Source organism: Nocardiopsis prasina DSM 43845 (genome assembly GCF_000341265.1).
Taxonomy (GTDB): Bacteria; Actinomycetota; Actinomycetes; order Streptosporangiales; family Streptosporangiaceae; genus Nocardiopsis; species Nocardiopsis prasina.
This window is the reverse complement of the sequence record NZ_ANAE01000193.1, coordinates 38,563-60,215: the sequence shown is the minus strand read 5'-3', so window position 1 is coordinate 60,215 and position 21,653 is coordinate 38,563. Positions and strand designations below refer to the sequence as shown.

Annotated in this window: 19 protein-coding genes and 1 pseudogene; 5 read left to right on the top strand and 15 right to left on the bottom strand. The window is 71.7% G+C overall.

The features are described from left to right. Window positions 1–345 precede the first annotated feature (345 nt). Entirely contained in the window at window positions 346–1,644 is a 1,299-nt protein-coding gene (tyrS, locus tag D452_RS0123660; protein ID WP_017546620.1) for a tyrosine--tRNA ligase, read from the bottom strand. Window positions 1,645–1,920: 276 nt separating this feature from the next. Here tyrS and D452_RS0123655 point away from each other — a divergent pair, with 276 nt between their 5' ends. The 3 genes from D452_RS0123655 (at window position 1,921) to D452_RS0123645 (ending at window position 4,143) form a co-directional block, all read left to right on the top strand. Further along, the gene (locus D452_RS0123655; protein WP_017546619.1) at window positions 1,921–2,730 is read left to right on the top strand and encodes an alpha/beta fold hydrolase; all 810 of its coding nucleotides are present in this window, start codon (window positions 1,921–1,923) and stop codon (window positions 2,728–2,730) included. Next, window positions 2,723–3,313: a TetR/AcrR family transcriptional regulator gene (locus D452_RS0123650; RefSeq protein WP_040694737.1), complete on the top strand. Its 591-nt coding sequence runs from the start codon at window positions 2,723–2,725 to the stop codon at window positions 3,311–3,313. Before D452_RS0123655 ends, D452_RS0123650 begins: the two co-directional genes overlap by 8 nt. Before the next feature lie 104 nt (window positions 3,314–3,417). Beyond that, the gene (locus tag D452_RS0123645; RefSeq protein ID WP_017546617.1) at window positions 3,418–4,143 is read left to right on the top strand and encodes an HNH endonuclease family protein; all 726 of its coding nucleotides are present in this window, start codon (window positions 3,418–3,420) and stop codon (window positions 4,141–4,143) included. 58 nt (window positions 4,144–4,201) lie between these two features. Here the strand turns inward: D452_RS0123645 and D452_RS0123640 are convergent, their stop codons facing one another. The 9 genes and pseudogenes from D452_RS0123640 to D452_RS28860 form a co-directional block, all read right to left on the bottom strand. Beyond that, complete coding sequence (locus tag D452_RS0123640) at window positions 4,202–4,708, bottom strand: hypothetical protein (RefSeq protein WP_017546616.1); 507 nt, start codon at window positions 4,706–4,708, stop codon at window positions 4,202–4,204. A gap of 190 nt (window positions 4,709–4,898) precedes the next feature. Continuing rightward, on the bottom strand, window positions 4,899–6,116 hold the full coding sequence (gene lhgO, locus D452_RS0123635; protein WP_017546615.1) for an L-2-hydroxyglutarate oxidase: 1,218 nt from the start codon (window positions 6,114–6,116) through the stop codon (window positions 4,899–4,901). A gap of 74 nt (window positions 6,117–6,190) precedes the next feature. Then, window positions 6,191–6,643, bottom strand: a complete 453-nt coding sequence (locus tag D452_RS0123630) for a DUF742 domain-containing protein (RefSeq protein ID WP_017546614.1) — start codon at window positions 6,641–6,643, stop codon at window positions 6,191–6,193. Next, window positions 6,633–9,068 (bottom strand): nitrate- and nitrite sensing domain-containing protein, encoded by a 2,436-nt coding sequence (locus D452_RS0123625; protein WP_026129622.1) that lies wholly within the window; start codon window positions 9,066–9,068, stop codon window positions 6,633–6,635. Before D452_RS0123625 ends, D452_RS0123630 begins: the two co-directional genes overlap by 11 nt. 270 nt (window positions 9,069–9,338) lie before the next feature. Next, a complete protein-coding gene (locus tag D452_RS0123620; protein ID WP_017546613.1) occupies window positions 9,339–10,256 on the bottom strand; it encodes a sirohydrochlorin chelatase in 918 nt (305 codons plus the stop codon). Between the two features lie 147 nt (window positions 10,257–10,403). Further along, window positions 10,404–11,024: a GTP-binding protein gene (locus D452_RS0123615; RefSeq protein ID WP_026129621.1), complete on the bottom strand. Its 621-nt coding sequence runs from the start codon at window positions 11,022–11,024 to the stop codon at window positions 10,404–10,406. Then, entirely contained in the window at window positions 11,005–11,463 is a 459-nt protein-coding gene (locus D452_RS28865) for a DUF742 domain-containing protein (RefSeq protein ID WP_051061358.1), read from the bottom strand. Before D452_RS28865 ends, D452_RS0123615 begins: the two co-directional genes overlap by 20 nt. Before the next feature lie 47 nt (window positions 11,464–11,510). Next, entirely contained in the window at window positions 11,511–11,945 is a 435-nt protein-coding gene (locus tag D452_RS0123605; RefSeq protein ID WP_017546610.1) for a roadblock/LC7 domain-containing protein, read from the bottom strand. A 1-nt stretch (window position 11,946) separates the two neighbouring features. Continuing rightward, a pseudogene (locus tag D452_RS28860) lies at window positions 11,947–14,591 on the bottom strand (sensor histidine kinase). A gap of 286 nt (window positions 14,592–14,877) precedes the next feature. Between D452_RS28860 and D452_RS0123595 the strand changes: the two are divergent. Together D452_RS0123595 and D452_RS0123590 are read left to right on the top strand one after the other, a co-directional pair. After that, on the top strand, window positions 14,878–15,459 hold the full coding sequence (locus tag D452_RS0123595; protein ID WP_017546608.1) for an XRE family transcriptional regulator: 582 nt from the start codon (window positions 14,878–14,880) through the stop codon (window positions 15,457–15,459). Window positions 15,460–15,563: 104 nt separating this feature from the next. Continuing rightward, window positions 15,564–16,457 carry a class I SAM-dependent methyltransferase gene (locus tag D452_RS0123590; protein WP_017546607.1) on the top strand — a complete coding sequence of 298 codons (894 nt, stop codon included), beginning with the start codon at window positions 15,564–15,566 and terminating at the stop codon, window positions 16,455–16,457. A gap of 29 nt (window positions 16,458–16,486) precedes the next feature. On the opposite strand, the gene argH is transcribed toward D452_RS0123590, so the two are convergent. The 5 genes from argH to argB form a co-directional block, all read right to left on the bottom strand. Beyond that, a complete protein-coding gene (gene argH / locus D452_RS0123585) occupies window positions 16,487–17,905 on the bottom strand; it encodes an argininosuccinate lyase (protein ID WP_017546606.1) in 1,419 nt (472 codons plus the stop codon). Window positions 17,906–17,985: 80 nt separating this feature from the next. Next, complete coding sequence (locus tag D452_RS0123580; protein ID WP_017546605.1) at window positions 17,986–18,519, bottom strand: arginine repressor; 534 nt, start codon at window positions 18,517–18,519, stop codon at window positions 17,986–17,988. Beyond that, window positions 18,516–19,463, bottom strand: a complete 948-nt coding sequence (gene argF, locus D452_RS0123575) for an ornithine carbamoyltransferase (RefSeq protein ID WP_017546604.1) — start codon at window positions 19,461–19,463, stop codon at window positions 18,516–18,518. Before argF ends, D452_RS0123580 begins: the two co-directional genes overlap by 4 nt. Further along, the gene (locus tag D452_RS0123570; RefSeq protein ID WP_017546603.1) at window positions 19,460–20,668 is read right to left on the bottom strand and encodes an acetylornithine transaminase; all 1,209 of its coding nucleotides are present in this window, start codon (window positions 20,666–20,668) and stop codon (window positions 19,460–19,462) included. The genes argF and D452_RS0123570 overlap by 4 nt, the downstream gene beginning before the upstream one ends. After that, window positions 20,665–21,615: an acetylglutamate kinase gene (argB, locus tag D452_RS0123565; protein ID WP_086002875.1), complete on the bottom strand. Its 951-nt coding sequence runs from the start codon at window positions 21,613–21,615 to the stop codon at window positions 20,665–20,667. The genes D452_RS0123570 and argB overlap by 4 nt, the downstream gene beginning before the upstream one ends. Window positions 21,616–21,653 lie beyond the last annotated feature (38 nt).

Sequence of the window (21,653 nt, the reverse complement as noted above, 5' to 3'; positions counted from 1 at the left end):
AGGATGTCGGAGATCGCGGCCCGGTTCCGAGTCGAATCCACGAAGGTTTCGCTCGCCGCCCCGCAGCGACTCGTTCGACTATAGAGGGGTCGGGTGCGGACGTCAACTCAGGACCCGGAACGGGCGCCGTCTCGGCGATCCGGGCCTCTGGCACCCCGCGCGCGGTCCTCACACCAGGCCCGCGCCGGTGACGTCGGCTGTAGTCAGACAACAACAGTTGTGCCCGAATCATCCCGAGGCCAAACCTGCGCCGAACGCGCACACGGAAGTCCCGGACGGCGGCGAACGCGTGAGGGTCGGTCTCCCCCAGTGGGAAACCGACCCTCGTGCACGTGCGTCCGGGCGTCAGCCCTTGAGGACGACGCCACCGATGTTGCGCTTGCCCTTGCGGAGTACGACGAAGCGGTCGGCGAGCACGTCGTCCGCGCTCAGCGTGGCCTCCACATCGGTGACCTTCACGTTGTTCACGTAGGCACCGCCCTCCTGGATGGCGCGGCGAGCCGCCGACTTACTGGGCGTCAGGCCGCTCAGCGCGAACAGATCGGTGACGAGCAGCTCCCCCACCGGGCCGTCGACCTCGGCCTTGGGCACCTCGGCCAGGGCGGCGTCCAGCGTGCGGCCGTCCAGCTCCGCCAGGTCCGCGCGGCCGAACAGCGCCAGGCTGGCGTCCTTGACCTTGCGAGTCTCCTCCTCACCGTGGACCAGCGTCGTCAGCGTCTCCGCGAGCGCGCGCTGCGCCGCACGGGCCTGCGGACGCTCCTCAGTCTGGCGCTCGAGGTCCTCGATCTCCTCACGGGAGAGGAAGCTGAACACCTTGAGGTAGCGGATGACGTCGCGGTCGTCCGCGTTGAACCAGAACTGGTAGAAGGCGTACGGCGAGGTCAGCTCGGGGTCGAGCCACACCGTGCCGGTCTCGGTCTTGCCGAACTTGGTGCCGTCGGCCTTCGTGAGCAGGTTCGTGGTCAGGGCGTGCGCCTGGCCGTGCGGCTCGTTCCCCTCGATCCGGCGGACCAGGTCCATTCCGGCGGTGATGTTGCCCCACTGGTCCGAGCCGCCCGTCTGGAGCGTGCAGCCGTAGCGGCGGTAGAGCTCGACGAAGTCGTAGGACTGGAGGAGGACGTAGCTGAACTCGGTGTAGCTCATGCCCTCACCGTCGAGGCGGCTCCTGACCGTCTCCCGGGCCAGCATCTGGTTGATGCTGAAGTGCTTTCCCACGTCCCGGAGCAGCTCGATCGCGTTCATCTGCCCCAGCCAGTCGCCGTTGTTGGCGAGGATGGCGTCGGTCGGTCCGGCCTGTTCGCCCTCGGGGGTGAACCGCAGGAAGGCCGAGAGCTGCCCGGCCAGGTTCCCGACCCAGTCCAGCACCGTCTCCACCGAGTTCATCTGGCGCTCGGCGTTCGGCTTGGGGTCGCCGATGAGGCCCGTGCCACCGCCGACGAGGGCGATGGGCCGGTGTCCGGCCTGCTGGAAGCGGGCCAGGGTGAGCGCCTGGGTGAGGTGTCCGACGTGGAGGCTGCCCGCGGTGGGGTCGAATCCGCAATAGAGGGTGATCGGACCATCGGCCAGCGCCTTGCGGAGTGCGTCAAGGTCGGTCGTCTGCGCGATCAGTCCGCGCCACTGGAGTTCGTCGATGATGTCGATCACTGTGTAGCTCTCTGTTGTGTAGGCGGGCCCTTCGGCCCGATCTGCCTAGCAGTGTAGGGCGGCCGTGCGCACGGGGCACCCGGTTATCCCTCACACGGCCACGCTACCGGCCGGGTGTCGGCCCAGTTCACGTGGCCACCGGACCTGCGGGGCACCGGCCCGAGAACCGCACCTTGACGCTATAGGCTAATGGCATTAGCTTTTTGGCTATGGGTATGAGCCACCGGGTTCGCCCCACCGAGTACAGGGTTCGCCCCACGGAGTAAGGACACCGTCATGCACCACCTCCAGCGCCCCGACGGGCGAATCGCCTACGACCTCCAAGGAACCGGGAACACCGGAACGCTCGTGATCTGTGTGCCCGGCATGTTCGACCACCGCTCCTCCTTCCGGTTCGTCGCCGCCGCGCTCGCCGAGGCCGGGCACCGCGTGGCCGTCATGGACCTGCGCGGCCACGGGGACAGCGACACCACCTTCGACCGCTACGACAGCCGCGCGACCGCCGGTGACGTCGTCGCCCTGGCCGAGGAACTCGGTGGCAGGAGGGTGGTCGTCGCGGGCAACTCCATGGGCGCCGCGGCCGCGACCATCGCCGCGCTGGACCGTCCCGACCTGGTGAGCGGTATCGCCCTGCTCGGCCCGTTCCTGCGACCCGGCGTCCAGAGCCGACTGGAGCGTGCCGCGCTGAGGATCCTCGTCTCCGGACCCTGGATGGCGCGCGGACTGACGATGGTCTACGACTCCCTGCACAAAGGACGCGTTCCCGAGGGGCACGCCGAGCAGAAGGCACGCGTCCACGCGATGCTCCGCCCCGCCGAGCGGCGTCGGGCCGTGGCCCGGACCATCGGGGTCACCAACGAGACGATCGACGACGCGAGCGGGCTGTCCGCTCGGGCCGTGGTGATCATGGGCGAACTGGACCCCGACTGGAAGGACCCCCGCGCGGAGGCCGACTGGGTGGCCTCCGTGGTTCGGGGCGAGGTGGTCATGGTCCCCGACTGCGGGCACTACGCGCAGTCCCAACGCCCCGACGTCGTGGTCCCCGCGCTCGTCGACCTGATCGAGAAGGCGGAAGCCGTTGCCTAGGGCGGGCTTGACCCCCGTGGTGGTCACGGCCGAGGCGGCGTCGCTCATCGACGAACGGGGGTTCGACAGCCTGTCCCTGGCGGCGCTGGCCAAGCGGTTGGGTGTGGCGACTCCGAGCCTGTACAAGCACGTCGACGGGTTGGACGGGCTGCGACGGGAGGTGTCCCTGCTCGCCGTGGCCGAGCTGGCCGAGCGGCTCCGGTCCGCCGCGACGGGCCGGTCCGGCCCCGGGGCCCTGCGGGAGGTGTTCGATGCCTACCGTCGCTACGCGCTGGAGTACCCGGGCCGCTACGTGTCGATCCAGCGGGCTCCGGCCCCGACGGACACCGAGGCGCGGGCGACCTTCGCACGACCCGTCGAGGTGATCGCCGCGGTGCTGCGCGGGTTCGCGATCCCCGAACGGCAGATGGTGCACACGATCCGCGCGCTGCGCAGCGCCGTGCACGGGTTCGTCGACCTGGAGACCCACGGGGGCTTCGGGCTGCCGGAGGACGTCGACGAGAGCTATGCCGTGATGGTGGAGGGCTTCGTCCGCGCCCTGGAGAACTGGCCCGGCCGCGACGAGGGGGCCAGGGAGATCTGACCCCGGGCGTCGTTACGGTCCGGGCCGGTGATGGGCCAAGCTTGAGGGACCCGGATCGGACGACCCGCCCGTCACGGGAGGCAAGACAGTGTTGGAGTTCCCCGATGGCCCAGAAATCCTCCCCCCGACCCCCCGCCAAGGGCGGGAAGCCCACCTCTCGACTGACCGCGATCATCAGTACCGTCGTCGGCGTCGTGGTGCTCGCCGCCTTCGTGCTGCAACAGCTGGGCGTGATCGACCTGGAGTTCGGTGAGTCCGGCACCGAGCCGCAGAGCTCCCCCGAGTCGGGTTCCTCCGACGTCGACCAGGCCAGGCAGCAGTTGGAGGAGATCCGGATCGAGGAGGAGAACGACCCGCCGGGATACGACCGCGCGCTGTTCCCGCACTGGGACTCCGGGGTCGAGGACAACTGCTCCACCCGTCAGGTCGTGCTGCTCCGCGACGGTGAGGACGTCCAGACAAACGACAACTGCCAGCCGGTCTCCGGTTCCTGGCACAGCCCCTACGACGGCGAGACCTTCACCGACGCGCAGGACATCGACATCGACCACATGGTGGCGCTCAAGGAGGGGTGGCGGTCCGGAGCCCACGCCTGGTCCACCGAGGAGCGCCAGGAGTTCGCGAACGACCTCGACTCCTCACAGCTGTGGGCGGTGAGCGCCTCGACCAACCGGTCCAAGGGTGACGCGGACCCGGCGAACTGGCTGCCGCCGCTGGAGTCCTCCCACTGCGACTACGTCGTGTCCTGGATCGAGGTCAAGCACAAGTGGGATCTGACCGCCGATCCCGAAGAGGAGACCGCGCTGCGCGAGGTCCTCTCCGGTTGCTGACGCGGCCCCCGGTCCGATGACCACGTGACGCGCTGGCCCGGCGGTCCGGGCCAGCGCCCTAGGCCGGGTTCTCCTGAGCCATCCCCCGGGCGGTCGCCAGGATCTCCTCCTCGCCGATCAGGCCGAAGGGATCTCGGACTTCGACGGCCACCCCCGGCGCGGGCGTCCAGAAGGCCTCGGACCCCCCGTACAGGCCCCCGGTGCCGTTGTTGTCGAAGTCGCCCAGCGCCCAGGTGTCCGGATCGCGCTCGTGGTAGCGGGTGAGGAAGGAGCGGACCGTCTCCAGGTCGGTGAGCTCCTCCCCCCTCAGGACCAGGACCTGGAGCAGCACCTCGAACCCGCCGCCCTCCCTGGCCTGTTCCCAGGCCCGTTGGGTGAAGGCGACGTCTCCCCACTCGTAGGTGAAGTCCGAAGCAGAGGCCTCTGGCCCGACCTGCGCGGGCAGGTGGCCGATGGTGAATCCGTCCAAGGGTCCTCCTCGGGGGCCGACGGCGGACACCGCCGCCGTGAGAACGAGTGCGAGCACGGTGGCGAGGGCCACCGGGGCCCACCTGGTCAGGCGCATGTCACCTCCACCGGCGCCCCCGGGACCGTCCCGGGGGTGACCGGTGATTCCATGCTCCGCCGGGCGGGCGGTCAGTACCAGAGTGTCCTCGAACCTGTGGATAACTCCGCTCCGACACACCCCGCGGGTCCGCTCCAAGGGGGTTCCCGTGCCCCGGGGTGGGCCTTCCTGGTCCCCCGCCTCAGCCGTCTCAGCCCGCGTTGACGTGGTGGTCGTACAGGAACTCGGCGATCGCCAGGGACGAGGTGGCCGCCGGGGAGGGCGCGTTGCGCACGCACACGACCCGACCGTGCGTGTCCACGTGGAAGTCGTCCAGGAGTCCGCCGTCCCGGCCCAGGGCCTGGGCCCGCACACCGGCGGGGGCGGGACGCAGGTCGGCGGCGGTGAGTTCGGGGAGCAGGCGCCGGGCCTGGCCGGCGAACACGGCCTTGGAAGCGGACACCAGCGTCTCCCGGGCGCCGACGGTCCAGTGCCGGCGGGCCAGGCGCCAGAAGCCGGGCCAGGCGAGCGTCTGCGCGAACTCGCGGGCCCGCAGGTCGCGGGCTCGGTATCCCTCCCGGGCCAGGGCCAGGATGGCGTTGGGCCCCGCCATGACCTCGCCGTGCACGTGACGGGTCAGGTGCACGCCCAGGAACGGGTACCTGGGGTCGGGGACCGGGTAGAGCAGGCCGCGCACGAGGTCGCGGCGCTCGGGAACGAGTTCGTGGTAGTGGCCGCGGAAGGGGACGACCCTGGGGTCGGCGCCGCCGCCGGCCATGCGGGCGAGATGGTCGCTCTGGAGTCCGCCGCACAGGACCATGCGGTCGAACCGGTGGATGACCCGCTCTCCCTTGGGGTCCCCGGTCAGGGCCTCCGTGCCGTCGTGGTCCTGGCGGAGGTCGATGACGGGGGTGTTGAGCAGGACCCGGCCACCGGAGCGGCGCACGTCGTCGGCGAGCTGCTCGGCGACCGCGACAAAGTCCGTGATGGCGGTGGTGGGCGAGTGCAGCGCCCCGACGCCGACCGCGTGGGGTTCGAACTCGCGCAGTCCGTCGGGACCCAGACGGGTGACGCCGGGGACGCCGTTCTCCCTCGCTCTGCCCTCGATGTCGTCCAGGCGCGCCTCCTCCTCGGCGTTCACCGCGACGAGGAGCTTGCCCGCCTCCTCGTAGGGCAGGCCGTTCTCCGCGCAGTAGTCCCTGAGCAGACCGACGCCCCTGCGGCAGAGGGTGGCCTTGAGTGACCCCGGGCGGTAGTAGAGCCCGGCGTGGACGACGCCGCTGTTGTGGCCGGTCTGGTGCGCGGCGACCCGGTTCTCCTTCTCCAGGACGGTGACTCGGGTGCCGGGGCGGTGGAGGGTGATGTGGCGGGCCAGGGCCAGTCCGACGATCCCCGCTCCGATGATGCCGATGTGTTCGGTGCTGCGCATGGGCGCACGCTAGCAACCCGGTGTCCGGCGCCCGGGCACCGGGTGACGAGGAACACGGGGCACGCGTCCGCGGATCACAGTGAACGCAGTCCCACCAGCACGGCGTGCAGGATGTCCTCGTGCCCCAGGGGGCGTGAGGGTCCGCAGCGCTGGAGCGCCCCCTCGGCGACCATGACGGTGACCATCGAGCGCACCTGTCCCATGGGGAGGCCGACCTCGGCGGCGAGCTCCGCCACCGTCCGGGCGCGCCTGGCGTGGTTGAGGATGGCCTCCCGCTCGGGGCGCAGCCACTCGTGGCGGCCGGGGGTGCGGGCGGCCACCACGAGGGTGAGCAGGTCGAGGTCGGCGGAGTCCGTGGTGTGCGGCGCGGCGCGTTCCGCGGTTCCGACGTCGACGGCGTAGGGGCGCAGGAACCTCTCGTTCCCCACGTCCTCTCCTTCGTCGGCGGGTCTGCGGCCGTTGCCGTCGGTGCGGTCGGCCGGGCCGCGTTCCGTCAGGCGACGGGCGCGGCGGCCCTCAGCGGTCACTGGGTCCTCCTGGTGGTGTCGGGAAGGGCGAGGTGTCGGTGGGCGCGGGACCGAAGGGGGCCTGTTCCCCGGAGTCGAACCGGACGGACGGCCCCGTGGTGCCGTCGCGGTTCTGCGGACCCGACGGGTGGTGCGGTTGCTGGGCTCCGGAGGACCCGTACGGCCCTCTCGGGTCCGAGGCCCCGATCCGGTAGTGCGCGCCGCTCGCTGGGCGGGGACCCGTCCGGGGCCGGGGGCCGGTGTGCGCCTGCGGACCGGTGTGCGCCTGCGGGCCGGTGTGCGCCTGGGGGCCGGTCCGGGAGCGGGGGTCGTGCTGGTCGGGGACCCCCTGGGGCCCGGACTGGCCGAACGGTCCCTGGGGTCCCGTCTGCTGGCCGGTTCCCTGTCCGGTCAGGTGGCTCAGCGCGCCCGGGAAGGCGGGCACCCCCGCCGGGGCCCCGGTGACCGGGACCGGGTTGTCCGCGGGCTCCAGCAGGCTGTCCGGGATGAGCGCCGTGGCCAGGGTCCCGCCGTAGGGCGAGGGGTGCAGCCACACGCGGATGCCGTGCCGTTCGGCCAGGCGCGCCACGACGAACAGCCCCAGCCTCGGGTCGTCAGGAAGGGCCATGACGTCGAACTCCGGCGGCCGTGTGAGCGTGCGCTCGGCCGCCGCGTAGCCCTGCTCGGACATACCCAGCCCACGGTCCTCGATCTCCACCACGAGTCCTCCGCCGACCGGGGCGCAACCCATGTCCACGGTGGTCCCGGCAGGAGAGAACTGGGTGGCGTTCTCCACCAGTTCGGCGAGGAGGTGAACCACGTCCGCCACCACCTGGCCGTGCATGAGTACCCGGGGCGCGGAGGTCAGCCGAACGCGTTCGAAGTCCTCGGTCTCGGCGATGGAGGCGCGCAGCACGTCCACGAGGGGGCGGGGCTGGCGCCAACGGCGCGCGGACTGGCCGCCGCCCAGGATGATGAGGTTGTCCGCGTAGCGGCGGGCGCGGGTCGCCAGGTGGTCCAGACGGAAGAGTCGGCGCAGCGCCTCGGGGTCCTGCTCCTTGTACTCGATCTCGTCGAGCAGGCGCAGTTGGCGCTGGACCAGGGTCTGGTTGCGGAAGGCGATCCCCAGGAAGGCGCGGTTGGCGCCCCTGCGGATCTCGGCCTGGCGGACGGCGGCCTCCACCGCGGTGATCTGGGCGCTGTCGAAGGCGTCGGCGACCTGGCCGATCTCGTCGTCTCCCTCCTCGTCCAGGGCCGGGAGTTCGTCCACGACGTCGACCTTGTCCCCGCGCTGGGCCCGCTCGATGATGTCGGGCAGGTCGGCGTCGCGGTCCAGGATCTGTTCACGCAGACAGGTGAGGCGTTCGGTGAGGCGGCGCGAGGACCGGCCCACGAGCGCGATGGCGACCACCCCGCCGAGCAGGGTCACGGTGGCGGCCGCGACTCCGAGCGTGACCCTGAGCAGGGCCGCGCTCCAGGCCAGGTCCACGGTGCGTTCGATCTGGGCCCGGGCGATGCCGTCCAGGGACCGGGCCGCGACGGCGGAGGAGGTGTCCCAGTCGTTGGCCTCGATGTCGATGGCGGAGTTCCACTCGGTGAGGGGCTCCTGGCCAGGGAGGGCCTCGTCGTTCTGCGCGACCGGGGGCCGTGTGACGACCCTGCGGCTGAACCCCTCCGCCCTGGTCCACGCGTCGTCCTGGACCAGAGCCTCGTGGGCCGCGCGGACGCTGGGGTGCATGGCGTGGCTGACGGTGTCGAGGGTGGCGCGGTAGGAGGCGGTGAGGAAGGTGAAGTGGGCCGTCTCCTCGTAGGTCATCCGCTCCGCCGCGATGACCCCGGCGAGCAGGGCGTCGGCCGTCGCGTACTCCTCGCGGGCGGAGAGGAGCTCCCTGGTGAGGACGGCGTCGGTGAGGTTCTCCCCGCCGTCGGTGGTGTGCAACAGCGCGATGACGGTGTCAGTGAGGGTCCCCAGCAGGTCGCTGTAGCCGCTGAGGGCCTCCTCCCGGTTGGCCGTGCGGGCGTCGACCGTGGAGCGCAGGGCCTCGAGGCGGTCCGGGGCGCCGGTCACCAGCGCGGCGTTGCGGTTCACCTCGATGTCCCGGCCGTCCTCCAGTCCCTCGGCGAGGGCCACGGCCTCCACCAGGACGTCGTCGGTGCTGGCCCGCTGCTCCTCCAGGTCGTCCTGGTGGGTCGCCTCCCCTCCGCCGTCCTGGACGCCCAGGTGGACCATGGACAGGCGGCGTTCGGCCCGGAGTTCCGTCGCCACCCGGGACAGGACCTCGGTGCCCTCGCGGGCCTGGCCCACGGCGCTCATGAGCTGGGCGGCCTGCGCGGTCCCGAGTGTGGCCACGATGAGCCAGAGCGCGAGGAAGCACAGGCTCGGGATGAGCACGATCCGGGTGAGCTGCCCGCGGATCGTCCGGGTGGACGCGTGTGTTCTTCGCAATGGCCCCCTCCAGCCCGTGCGGGTGCCGGGGCGTCCTGGGGAGGTGCCTCGGCGGCTTTCGGTCCTGCCGAGGCTATCGAAAAACCATTGCCGTACGTTGTCAAACAATCACGACTAGTTATCCGAGCTTGTGGGAAGGGCCGCCGGGCGCGTCCGGGGACGGTTCGTGTCCACGATGAAGGGGCAGGTCACCGCCGATCAACGCGACAGGGCCGCCCGGTGGTCCGGGCGGCCCTGTTCGACGGGGTCCTGGCGGGGCGTGTCGCGGGATCAGGACTCCGGACGGTGTCGGGAACCCACCGGGGCGGGCAGCTCCTCGGCGGTGGGCGGCTGCTCCACACCGAGCGAGTTGAGCACCTCGGCGTAGCGCAGCGCGGCGATCTTGCCCAGGAGGCTGTCCGCCCCCAGGGGAGCCCCGGGACGGGCTCCGTGGCGCTCGGCGAGGTCGGCCAGGTAGTGGGCCGGGATCTCGGGGCCGAGGGCGCTGGGCGCGATGACCGGGCGCTGACACCCGCCCTGGCGCAGCTGGGCCACGACCTGCTCGATCGAGGCCTCGTTCTCCAGGTCGGCCGGCAGCACCGTCAGCCCGAGCCGGGCCGCGAGCAGCACGGCGGTGACGCCGGCCGCTCCCACGGCGCCCTCTCCGCCCACGGCACCGACGACGACGCCGTCCGCCATGGTGGTGTTGCGGGCGGTCACGCTGATCAGGCGCATGCGGTCGGCGCGCACGAACCCGGCCTCGGCCAGACGCAGGTGCAGCACTTCGGCCAGCATGGGGTGCGGGCCCAGGCCCTCGGTGACGCGGACGTCGGCCCCGGTCGAGGCCACGGCCGCCGCCACCGCGGCGTTGGTGCCCCCGTGCGGCGCCGTGACCAGGGGGACCACGACGCCGGCGAGTGGCCGTTCGTCGGACTTCTCCAGGTCGGACAGGGCCTCTTCGATACCCAGTTCGTGGCCCTCGGTGTGCCCGAACCTGATGGTGACCTCGGGGCGGTAGGCCCGGACGAGATCGGCCATTCGGGCACCGATCAACTCACCTTCGGCGTCCCTGGCCTGTTCGGCCGTGCCCGGGACCGCCATGATCAGTGTGGGGGTACCGAACCAGTTGTCGAAGGACAGCGGGTTGCGGTGGCGTCCGGAACGCCGCTTGGGCAGTTCGCGTGGGGGAAGTCGGTCAGAGTTTCGCATACCAGGATTCAGACGAGAAGTGGATGGGGCGCGCTGTCAAAGCGGGTGGTCACTGCCGCGACATTGTAGCGTTCAACACCACATTCACGGGCGTTTCTCCCGAACGTACAACGGACCGACCCGGCTCGGACTGGCGGGGTCGCCCGGTCAGCCGCTCAGTACCGGGCGACGGCTGTTGATAACGTGGGTGACCAGCTGGACGAGGACGTCCTTGGACGACTCCCGTTCCCTGGCGTCCGCCATCAGCAGCGGTACCTCCGCCGGGATGTCCAGCGCCTCGCGCACCTCCTCCGGCTCGTAGTGGGCCGCCCCGTCGAACTGGTTGACCGCGACCGCGAACGGCACGCCCCGGCGTTCGAAGAAGTCCACCGCGTGGAAGCACGTGTCCAGCCGACGGGTGTCGGCCAGCACCACGGCGCCCAGTGCGCCCTCCACCAGCTCGTCCCACATGAACCAGAAACGGTCCTGTCCCGGTGTGCCGAACAGGTACAGCACGATGTCGTCGTTGATCGTGATGCGGCCGAAGTCCAGCGCGACCGTCGTGGTGGTCTTGTTCTCCACTCCCCCGAGGTCGTCGACCCCCTGGCTGGCCTCGGTCATCACCTCCTCGGTGCTGAGCGGGGTGATCTCGCTGACGGAGGCCACCATCGTCGTCTTGCCTGCGCCGAACCCTCCGGCGATGATGATCTTGACCGCTTGGGGTATCGCCTCCGGCGCCTCACGCGCGTCCTGCGTACCCGGTCGGTTCTCAGAGTCTGCGGATGCCATCGAGTACCGCCTGAAGTACTTTCTTCTCGGGAAGCTGGGTCACGGGCGTCGCTGCCCGGGTGTGCACGTCGCCCTCGGCCACCAGGTCTCCGAGGAGCACCTTGACCACCGTCAGGGGGATGTCCAGGCGCGCGGAGATCTCCGCGACCGAGATGGGCCTGCGGCACAGGGCCAGGATCGCCTGGAGCTCGGGGTCGCGGACGCGGTCGTCGAGGTCGCGGGCGGCCATCACGATCGTGATCAGGTCCAGCCCGCGTCCGGCGCTGCCGGGCCGGGTCCTGCCCCGGGTCATCGTGTAGGGACGGACCAGCGGACCGGCCGGGGCGTCGCCAGCGGTGGCCCCGGCCGCCGGCCCCTCGGAGGTGGGGTGCCCTCTGCCCCGGTGCCAGGTGGGGTGCGTGCGCCGCGCCGGGCCCGCACCCTCCCGATCTCCTCTCATCGGCGGCACGCTCGACAGCGGGCCGCCGCGCTGTTCGCCCGGGGTGTTCACGAACTCCCGCCTCCCATCGCCGTGAGGTGGCCCGGGCGCCGTGGCGGCGCGGTGAGGAACTGGCCCACCCTCTTGACCCGGAGGTTCATCTCGTAGGCGACCAGTCCGACGTCGGCGTCCTCCGTTGCCAGGACGGCCAGACAGGCCCCGGTGCCCGCCGCGGTGACGAACAGGTACGAGTGCTCCATCTCCACGACGGTCTGGCGGACGTCGCCGCCGCCGAAGTGGCGCCCGGTGCCCCGGGCCAGGCTCTGGAACGCGGAGGCCACCGCGGAAAGATGCTCGGCGTCGTCCGAGACCAGTCCCCGGGAGCGCCCGAGCAGCAGTCCGTCGGCCGACAGCACGATCGCGTGGCTGGCGCCCACGACGCGGTCGACCAGGTCGTCCAGGAGCCAGTCCAGGTTGTCCGCGGCCTTGCTCATGCCCACCATCTCAGTCGCTCTCTCCTGTGTGGTCGTCGGCGCCTGCACCGACCTGGTCATCACTGCTGTGTCCGAGTCCGTCGCGGCCGATCTCCTCGGCTCGACCGCGTCGGGTTCCGGCGCTGAAAGCGTCCATCATGCGGCGTGCCTGTTCGGGGCTTCGCTGCGACACCGGTTCGGAGCCGGGCGGGCCCGCCCCGGTCGAGGGGTCGTCGCGGAGCTGGGGTGCGAGGTTGGCCTGCCGCCTGCGGCGGGGCAGCCCCGCCCGGTCCGGTCTGGATCCGGTCCCCGTCTCGTCTCCTCCTCTTCGGGGCAGGGGCGCGTTGACGCTGGGCCGGGACGGTCCGGGCGCGGGCCCGGGGTCCGGCGTGGGATCGGGCTCGGGTGTCAGGTCCGGCACCTGACGCAGCAGAGGCCCCCCGGGGGCGTGGTCGTCCGTCCCGTCGCCGGGGCGCCGGTCGTCGTGCTCGGGGACCGACCGCAGGACGGGGCGGGCGTGACGGGGACCCGACTCCGCGGCCAGCAGGTCGGCGGGGGCGTCGTGGTCGTCGCCCGCCTGGGGTTCGGGGTTCACGCCGCTGGAGCGGGCAAGCACCGCCGCCCGGGGGCGCTCCACCGGGGCTCCGCCGCTGGAGACCACCAGGGCGTTGGGCACGAGCACCACGGCGCGGGTTCCTCCGTAGGGCGAGTGCCGCAGCTGCACCCCGATCTCGTGCTTGAGCGCGAGCCTGGCCACGACGAACAGGCCGAGGCGGCCGTCCGTTCCGGGGGTCATGACGTCGAACTCCGGCGCCTCGGCGAGCGTGGCGTTGTTCTCGTCCAGGACCTCCTCCGTCATGCCCAGACCCCGGTCCTCGATCTCGATCACCACGCCCTTGGGGACGTTGTCGGTGGCGATGGTGACGTTGGTGTGCGGCGGCGAGTAGGCGGTGGCGTTCTCGACCAGTTCCGCGAGCAGGTGGATGACGTCGGCGACGACCGCTCCCACCAGTGACAGGTCCGGCACGGAGGTGAGTTCGACCCGGGCGTACTCGTCGGTCTCGGAGATGGCGCCGCGCAGGATGTCCACGAGCGGGACGGGGTGGCGCCAGCGCCGGCCGGGCTGGGCGCCGCCGAGGATGATGAGGTTCTCGGCGTGACGGCGGCCCCGGGTCGCGAGGTGGTCGAGCTGGAAGAGGCTCTCCAGCAGGTCCGGGTCCTCCTCCTCCCGCTCCACGCGGTCCAGGAGTTGGAGCTGACGTTGCACGAGGGACTGGTTGCGGTGGGCGATGCCGAGGAAGACCCGGCTGACGCCCGCGCGGATGTCGGACTGCTTGACGGCGGCGCCGACGGCGGTGCGCTGGGCGATGTTGAAGGCGTCGGCCACCTGCCCGACCTCGTCGGTTCCGTGGTCGAGCTGCTTCATCTCGGTGTCGAGATCCACGCTCTCACCCGCCTCCAGACGGCGCACGATGCGGGGGAGGTCGCTGCGGGCGATCCCCAGTGTCTCCGCCCGGAGCCTGGCNGGCCCAGCCGGTAGGTGAGGCGGCTGGCCGAGCTGGCGGCCACCCCGTAGGCGACCGTTCCGGCGAACAGGGAGGTGATACCGCCGCCGAGGGCCATCGTGAACATCCACGAGCTGGCCTCCTCGGTGGAGGTGACCACGCTGTCCACCCGGTCGGTGGTGACCTCGGCGAGCCCGGTGTTGACCTCGTCGGCCGCCTCGCGCCAGTCGCCGAGGCCGCGCGGCGGGGTGCGGTCGCGGTCGAACTCCCCGGTGAGGGGGTCGATCTCCACGGGCGCCTCGTGTTGGACCAGGGTGTCGGCGATCCCCATGGCCTCCACCCACGCGGCGCCGCGGGTGATCCGTTCGATGCGGGAGGCCTGGTCCTCCTCCTGGGTGCCGCGGGCCGCCCCGGCCTCCACCGGAGCCTCGGGGCCCTGGTCGTCGGGAAGTTCCTCGGGCGACTCCTCCGCGCTCAGGCGGCGGCGCGTGTCACCCGCGAGTGAGGCGATCTCGGCCTGGTGGGAGCGGGTGAGGTCGTTCTCCGCCTGAACCGCGGTGATGAGGGCGTCGACGTGGCCGAAGCTCTCCTGGGACCACAGCAGGTTGTCGGCCTCGGAGGCGGCGTCGGAGACGAGCCCGTCGTCCAGCCCCTGGACGGTGGCCGAGTAGAGGCGGATGCCCTGTTCGATCGCACCGGTGTAGGTGTCCAGGACGTCCGTCACCGCGCCCGGGTCGGCGAGGTTGTCGGTGCGCAGCGCCTGGACGTCCTCCAGGGAACCGAAGAACGCCAGGGCCAGTGGCTCGGGTTCGCCGCGACCGCCCTCCAGGGTGTCGCGCACCTGGCGGAGCTGGGCGAGGGCCTCGTCGGTGGTCCGAGCGGCGTCGACCAGCGCCTGTCGGCTGTCGCCGCCGGGGTCGGTCACGAACTCGACGCCGAGTCGGCGCTCGTCCTGGAGCGCGGTGAGCGCTCCGGCGAGGTCGGCCCCCGCTCGACCGTCCGTGACGGAGTGGTGCAGCGACACCGCCTGGGCGAGTGTGGCCGTGCTGAGCAGGATGAACAGCGCGAGGAAGGTGACACTGGGAATCAGCACGATCCGGTTGAGCTGTGTCCTGATCCCGGGGCCGTTCCCGGTCTTGGGCCCGCGACCCGTGCTCACTGGCTGACCCACTGCGCTCCTCCCACGGACTCGACGCGGGCACCGGAGACCACGCTTGGTGCGTGCCGGTCCCCGCACGGGTCGTCACGGTACGCGCAGATGGAAACACGTGCGGTGTCCGCAGACTCTGGACGCTACCGCACTCTTCCCTCTGGCGCGGGGGAATCGGAGATTGGATCCCTTCCGACCACGGGCCCTCGGGGCGTCCGTGGCGCGGTGTGTACACGCATGTCAGGCGATGGTGCTGGAAGTCCGGACCTCAGTGCGGTTGTTGCCGCTGGGACATAGGGTTCTGCCCATGACGCAAGAGGACCGTGATCTGGACCGGCTGGTACGAGGACGCATCCGCGCGCTGCGGGTGGCGCAGGGTTGGTCCCTGGAGGAGTTGGCCACCCAAGCCCGGCTGAGCCAGTCGACCCTGAGCCGGATCGAGAACGGGCAGCGCAGGCTGGCCCTCGACAGCCTGGTCACGCTCGCCCGGGCACTGGACACCACCCTCGACCAGCTCGTGGAGAGCACCACTGACGATGTCGTCACCAGCCCGATGGTCGACGGCAACCACGGCACGCTGCGCTGGCCGGTGAGGGCGGACCCCGGCATGACCGTCATGCGCCAGAGACTGACCGATCCCCCGCCGGACCAGCCGTCGCGGATGCGGGCGCACCCCGGCCGGGAGTGGTTGGTCGTGCTGTCCGGCACCGCCGTGCTGCTGTTGGGAGAACGGCGCCTGCGGATCGAGACCAACCAGGCGGCCGAGTTCCCGACCATGCTTCCGCACGCGATCGGGGCCGAGGGCGGTCCGTGCGAGATCCTCGGCATCTTCGACCGGGACGCCCGCCGGGGACACCAACGGGGTGGCTCCGAGGGCTCCCCCGCGTGAGCGCCGAGGCGGGCGCTTGCGCGTCCGGCAGCCACCGCCGGCACATTCTTGCCTTTGGCGAAAGAAGTGCTGCCACAAGCGCAAGATGTGCTTAGCCTGGGCGCATGACGCACTCTCACACACACCACGGTCACCACTCTGAGCACCAGCACCACGACCACCAGGAGAACCACAGGCACGCGCCCGGATCCCACGCCCTGGCGCTGATCCTCGACCTCGACGCGCGGGTCATGGCACCGCAGACCGACCGCGTCATCGGTTGGCTGCCCGTCCGGGAGGAGCCGCGCGAGATCGTCGACTTCGGCTCCGGCACCGGGGCCGGGACCCTCCCGCTCCTGGACCGCTTTCCCGAGGCGCGCGTGACCGCCGTCGACTCCTCGGCCGAGCACCTGGACCGCCTGCGGGTGAAGGCCCGGGAAGCGGGGGTGGAGGACCGCGTGCGCACCGTCCTGGCCGACCTCGACCAGGCCGACTGGCCCGACCTCGGGACGCCGGACCTGGTGTGGGCCTCGGCGTCCCTGCACCACATGGCCGACCCCGACCTCGCCCTGCGCCGGGTCCGCGACCTGCTCGCACCCGACGGGCTCCTCGCCCTGGTGGAGCTGTCCGGCTTCCCGCGATTCCTGCCCGAGGACGCCCCGGAGGAGCGGCCCGGACTGGAGGAGGCCCTGCACGCGGTGAGCGACCGGTGGCACGCCGGACACCTGACGCACCGGGGCGCCGACTGGACGCGGAAGCTGACGGCCAACGGGTTCGTCATTGAGGGCGAACGCACCGTGACGGCGGAGGTCCAGGGCTCCGGGGACCCGGTGATCGGCGAGTACGCCCTCACCAGTCTCAGGCGCCTGCGGGAGAGCGTGGCCGACAAGCTGGCCCCCGAGGACCTCGCGGCGCTCGACCGGCTGCTGGATACTGACGGCCCGGGTGCGATCACGCGCCGCGACGACCTGACGGTGCGTACCGTCCGCTCCGTCTGGGCCGCCCGCCGCTCGGACTGATCCGGGTCCCAGCGGCGGACGGTCGCGGGCTAGGCCACGAAGGCCTTGCGGTGTTCTTCGACGTCGGAGCGGAGCCGGCCGAGCTGTTCGGCGACCCGAACCGGGGCGGTGCCGCCCCGGCCCGCGCGGGAGGCCAGGGAGCCCGGGACGGTCAGGACCTCGCGCACGCCCGGGGTCAGGTGCTCGGAGATCTCGGCGAAGTCGGCGTCGGTGAGGTCGGGCAGGTCGATGCCGCGCTCCTCGCAGACCCGCACGCAGGTACCGGCGATCTCATGGGCATCACGGAAGGGGACGCGCTCGCGGACCAGCCATTCGGCGATGTCGGTGGCCAGGGAGAAGCCCTGCGGGGCCAGCTCGGCCATCCGGTCGGTGTGGAAGGTGAGCGTGGCGACCATTCCGGTCATGGCGGGCAGCAACAGGTGCAGGCTGTCCACCGCGTCGAAGACCGGCTCCTTGTCCTCCTGGAGGTCCCGGTTGTAGGCGAGCGGGAGCCCCTTGAGGGTGGTGAGCAGGCCGGTGAGGTCACCGACCAGTCGGCCCGCCTTGCCCCGGGCGAGCTCGGCGACGTCGGGGTTCTTCTTCTGCGGCATGATCGACGAGCCGGTGGAGAAGGCGTCGTCCAGGGTGATGAAGGAGAACTCCTTCGTCGCCCACAGGATGATCTCCTCCGAGAGCCTGGACAGGTCCACGCCGATCATGGCGGTGACGAAGGCGAACTCGGCGACGACGTCGCGGGCCGCAGTGCCGTCGATGGAGTTCTCCGAGGAGGCGGGGAAGCCGAGTTCGTCGGCGACCGCCTCGGGGTCCAGTCCCAGGGAGGACCCGGCCAGGGCACCGGAGCCGTACGGGGAGACGGCGGCGCGGCGGTCCCAGTCGCGGAGTCGTTCGACGTCGCGGACCAGCGGCCAGGCGTGTGCCATCAGCTGGTGGGCGAGCAGCACGGGCTGCGCGTGCTGGAGGTGGGTCCGGCCCGGCATGGCGGCGTCCGGGTGGGCCCCGGCCTGGTCGGCGAGGGCGCGCACGAGGTCGAGGAGCTGGTCGGCGATGGACCGGGCCTCCTCACGCAGGTACATGCGGACCAGGGTGGCGATCTGGTCGTTGCGGGAGCGCCCGGCGCGCAGCCGTCCGCCGAGCTCGGGCCCGACCCGCTCGATGAACCCGCGCTCCAGCGCGGTGTGCACGTCCTCGTCCTCCAGCACGGGGGTGAAGTCCCCGGAGGCCACATCGGTCTCCAGCCGGTCCAGTCCCGCGATCATGCGGTCCAGCTCGTCGGCCGTGAGCAGCCCGGCGCGGTGCAGGGCGCGGGCGTGGGCGCGCGACCCGGCGATGTCGTGGCGTGCGAGGCGCCAGTCGAAGTGGGTGCTGAGAGAGAGGCGGGCCAGGGCCTGGTCCGGTCCCCCCTCGAAGCGGCCGCCCCACAGGCGCAGGGCCTCGGGCTGGTCGGCCATCGTGGTCTCCTTCGTGACGTTTCGGTTGGTGCGGGGACGGCGCCTGGGCCGTCCGAAGCCGGGTGGACGGCCCCGGGCCGTCAGGGTCTGCGGTCGGCCAACCGCAGCAGCGCCGCGGCGAGGTCCTCCCCGCCCTGGGGGTCCCGGGAGATCACCAGGATGGTGTCGTCTCCGGCGATGGTCCCCAGGATGGTGTGGAAGTCCGTGTGGTCGATGGCCGAGGCCAGGTACTGGGCGGCCCCCGGCGGGGTGCGCACGATGACCATGTTGGCGGAGGCCTCGGCCGAGACGAGCAGGTCCTCGGCCAGCCGGGTGAGGCGGGCCCCGGAGACCTGTTCGAGGCTGAGGGTGTCGGGGCGGGTGCGCTGGAGGCGTTCGCCGCCCTCCCCCGGGAGTACGTAGGCCAGGTGACCGTCGGCGGTACGGAGTTTGACCGCGCCCAGTTCGTCCAGGTCCCGGGAGAGCGTGGCCTGGGTGACCTGCACCCCGGCCTCGGAGAGGCGTTTGGCCAGTTCTCCCTGGGAGCGGACGTCCTCGCGGGTGAGGACGTCCGTGATGCGGGCGTGCCGGGCGGCCTTGGTCATCGGGACCGGTCCGCTGTGGTCGTGGCTCATCGCGTCTCGGGCTCGGGGTTGTCGCTGCTCTCCAGCAGGTAGGCGAGCAGGGCCTTCTGGACGTGGCGCCGGTTCTCGGCCTCGTCCCAGACCACGCTCTGGGGTCCGTCGATGACCCCGGCGGTGATCTCCTTGCCCCGGTAGGCGGGCAGGCAGTGCAGGACGATGGCCTCGGGCTGGGCGGAGGCCACCAGGTCCTCGTCCACGATGTAGGGGCGGAAGGGGGCCTCGCGGTCCTCCTTCTCGCTTTCCTGCCCCATGGACACCCAGGTGTCGGTGGCCACGACGTCGGCGCCCTCGGCGGCCTGGCGGGGGTCGGTGGTGACGGTGACTGACCCGCCGGTGCCCTCGGCGATCTCGCGGGCCCGGGTGAGCACGACCTCGTCCGGGTGGAACCCCTCGGGAGCGCCGATCCGCACGTGCATCCCGGCGGTGGCGCAGCCCAGCAGGTAGGAGTGGGACATGTTGTTGGCGCCGTCGCCGAGGTAGGCGAGGGTGAGACCGGCCAGCGTGCCCTTGAACTCGCGGACCGTCTGGAGGTCGGCGAGGATCTGGCAGGGGTGGAACTCGTCGGTGAGCGCGTTGATCACCGGGACGCCGATGTGCCGGGCGAGGTTCTCCACGTCGGCTTGGGCGAAGGTGCGCCAGGCGACGGCGGCGACCTGGCGTTCCAGGACGCGCGCGGTGTCCTCCAGGGGTTCGCCGCGCCCCATCTGGGTGCTTCCGGAGTCCAGGACCAGCGGGCTGCCGCCGAGGTCGGCGACGCCCACGGAGAAGGACAGCCGGGTCCGGGTCGAGGGCTTGTCGAAGAGCAGGGCGACGGTGCGGGGACCGGCCAGGGGGCTGTACGCGAAGCGGTCCCGCTTCATCTCGTCGGCGAGGTCGAGGACGCGGGTCTGCTCCTCGGGTGTGAGGTCGTCGTCACGCAGGAAGTGCCGGGTCATGACTGCTGCTCCTTCGTGGCGGCGGCCTCGGCGGCGTCGAGGATGGTGGGCAGGGCCTCGATGAACACCCCGATCTGTTCGGGGGTGATCACCAGGGGCGGGGCCAGGCGGATCGCGTCGGGGGCGACCGCGTTGACCAGGAACCCGCGGACCGCGGCCTGTTCCTGGACGTGTGCGGCGTGCGGTCCGGTGAACACGAGGGCGCGCCAGAGGCCGCTGCCGCGCTGTCCCGCCAGCAGGGGGTGGTCGACGCCCTCGATCTGCTCGGCGAGGAGGTCGCCCATCACCTTGGTGTGGGCGAGCAGCCCCTCGGCCTCGATGGTGTCGATGACGGCGAGCGCGGCGGCGCAGGCCACGGGGTTGCCGCCGAAGGTGGAGCCGTGGTCTCCCTTGTGGAAGGCGTCGGCGAAGCGGCCGAAGCCGACGCAGGCGCCGATGGGCAGCCCGCCGCCCAGGCCCTTGGCGAGGGTGAGCACGTCAGGGCGCACACCCTCCTCCTGGTGGGCGAACCACTGGCCCGTGCGGCCGATGCCGCTCTGGATCTCGTCCAGGACGAAGGCGGCGCCGGTGCGGTCGCACAGGGCGCGGACTCCGGCGAGGTAGCCCTCGGGCGCGGGGACCACGCCCGCCTCCCCCTGGGTGGGCTCGACGAACACGGCCACGCAGTTCTCGTCGACCGCCTCGGTGAGGGCGTCGATGTCGCCGTGGGGCACGAAGCGCACGTCCATGCCGAAGGGGCCGAAGGGCTCGCGGATGGAGTCCTTGCCGGTCAGGGCGAGGGCCCCGGCGGAGCGGCCGTGGAAGCCCTTGGCGGCGGCCACGAAGTAGTGGCGGCCCGATCCGGCGGCGCGCTTGACCAGCTTGAGGGCGGCCTCGTTGGCCTCGGTGCCGGAGTTGGCGAAGAAGACCTTGGCGTCGCCGCCAACCAGCTCCACGAGGCGCTCGGCCAGTTGGACCTCGCGCTCGTGCACGAAGAGGTTGCTGGTGTGGGCGAGGGTGGCCGCCTGGTGGGCGACCGCCTTGACCAGGGCGGGGTGTCCGTGTCCGAGGCTGGAGACGGCGATACCCGCGATGAGGTCGAGGTACTGGCGTCCGTCGGCGTCGTAGACCTCGCAGCCGCGCCCGAGGGACAGGGCCACCGGCGGCACGCCGTAGTTGGGCATGAGTGAGGCGGCGAAGCGCTCCCTCAGGTCGCTGCTGGTCACTTGTGGGCTCCCGGGTTCTGATCGGTGGTGTACGTGGGGCGCCAGGGGCGCGGGTAGTGGCCGCTTCCGGAGAGGAGTTCGGCCTCCAGCTCCTCGTCGGCGACCATCGTGCCCACTCCGAGGTCGGTGAAGACCTCGAGGAGCAGGGAGTGCGGCACGCGGCCGTCGATGATGTGGGCCTGGGGCACGCCGCCCTCGACCGCCTTCAGGCAGGCCTCCATCTTGGGGAGCATCCCCGAGGAGAGGGAGGGCAGGATGGCGCGCAGCTCGTCCACGTTGAGGCGCCGGATGAGGTCGGTGTTGGCCGGGTAGTCGGCGAACAGGCCCTCGACGTCGGTGAGCATGATGAGCTTGCTCGCGCCCAGGGCGACGGCGAGAGCGGAGGCGGCGATGTCGGCGTTGACGTTGTAGACGCCGCCGTCGTCGGCGCGGGCGACGCTGGAGACGACGGGGATGCGGCCGTCCGCGATGAGAGCGGAGACGGCGCCGGGGTTGACCTCGGTGACCTCGCCGACCCGGCCGATGTCGACGGTCGCACCGTCCACCTCCACGCTCTTGCGCTCGGCGTAGAGGAGGTTGGCGTCCTCGCCGGACATACCGACCGCGAACGGGCCGTGCTGGTTGATCAGCCCGACGATCTCGCGGTTGACCTGTCCGGTGAGGACCATGCGGACGATGTCCATGGCCTCGTCGGTGGTCACCCGAAGCCCGGCGGTGAAGCTGGACTCCACACCGGAGCGGTCGAGCATGGCGCTGATCTGGGGTCCGCCGCCGTGGACGACGACGGGGCGCAGGCCCGCGTAGTAGAGGAAGACGATGGACTCCGCGAAGCGGACCCGCAGCTCCTCGCTGATCATGGCGTTGCCGCCGTACTTGACCACGACCGTGCGGCCGTGGAAGCGGGAGAGCCAGGGCAGTGCCTCGATGAGGTGCGCCGCCTTGTCCATGGCCTGGGCCTGGTCCTGGGTGGTGTGTGTCGCGGAGT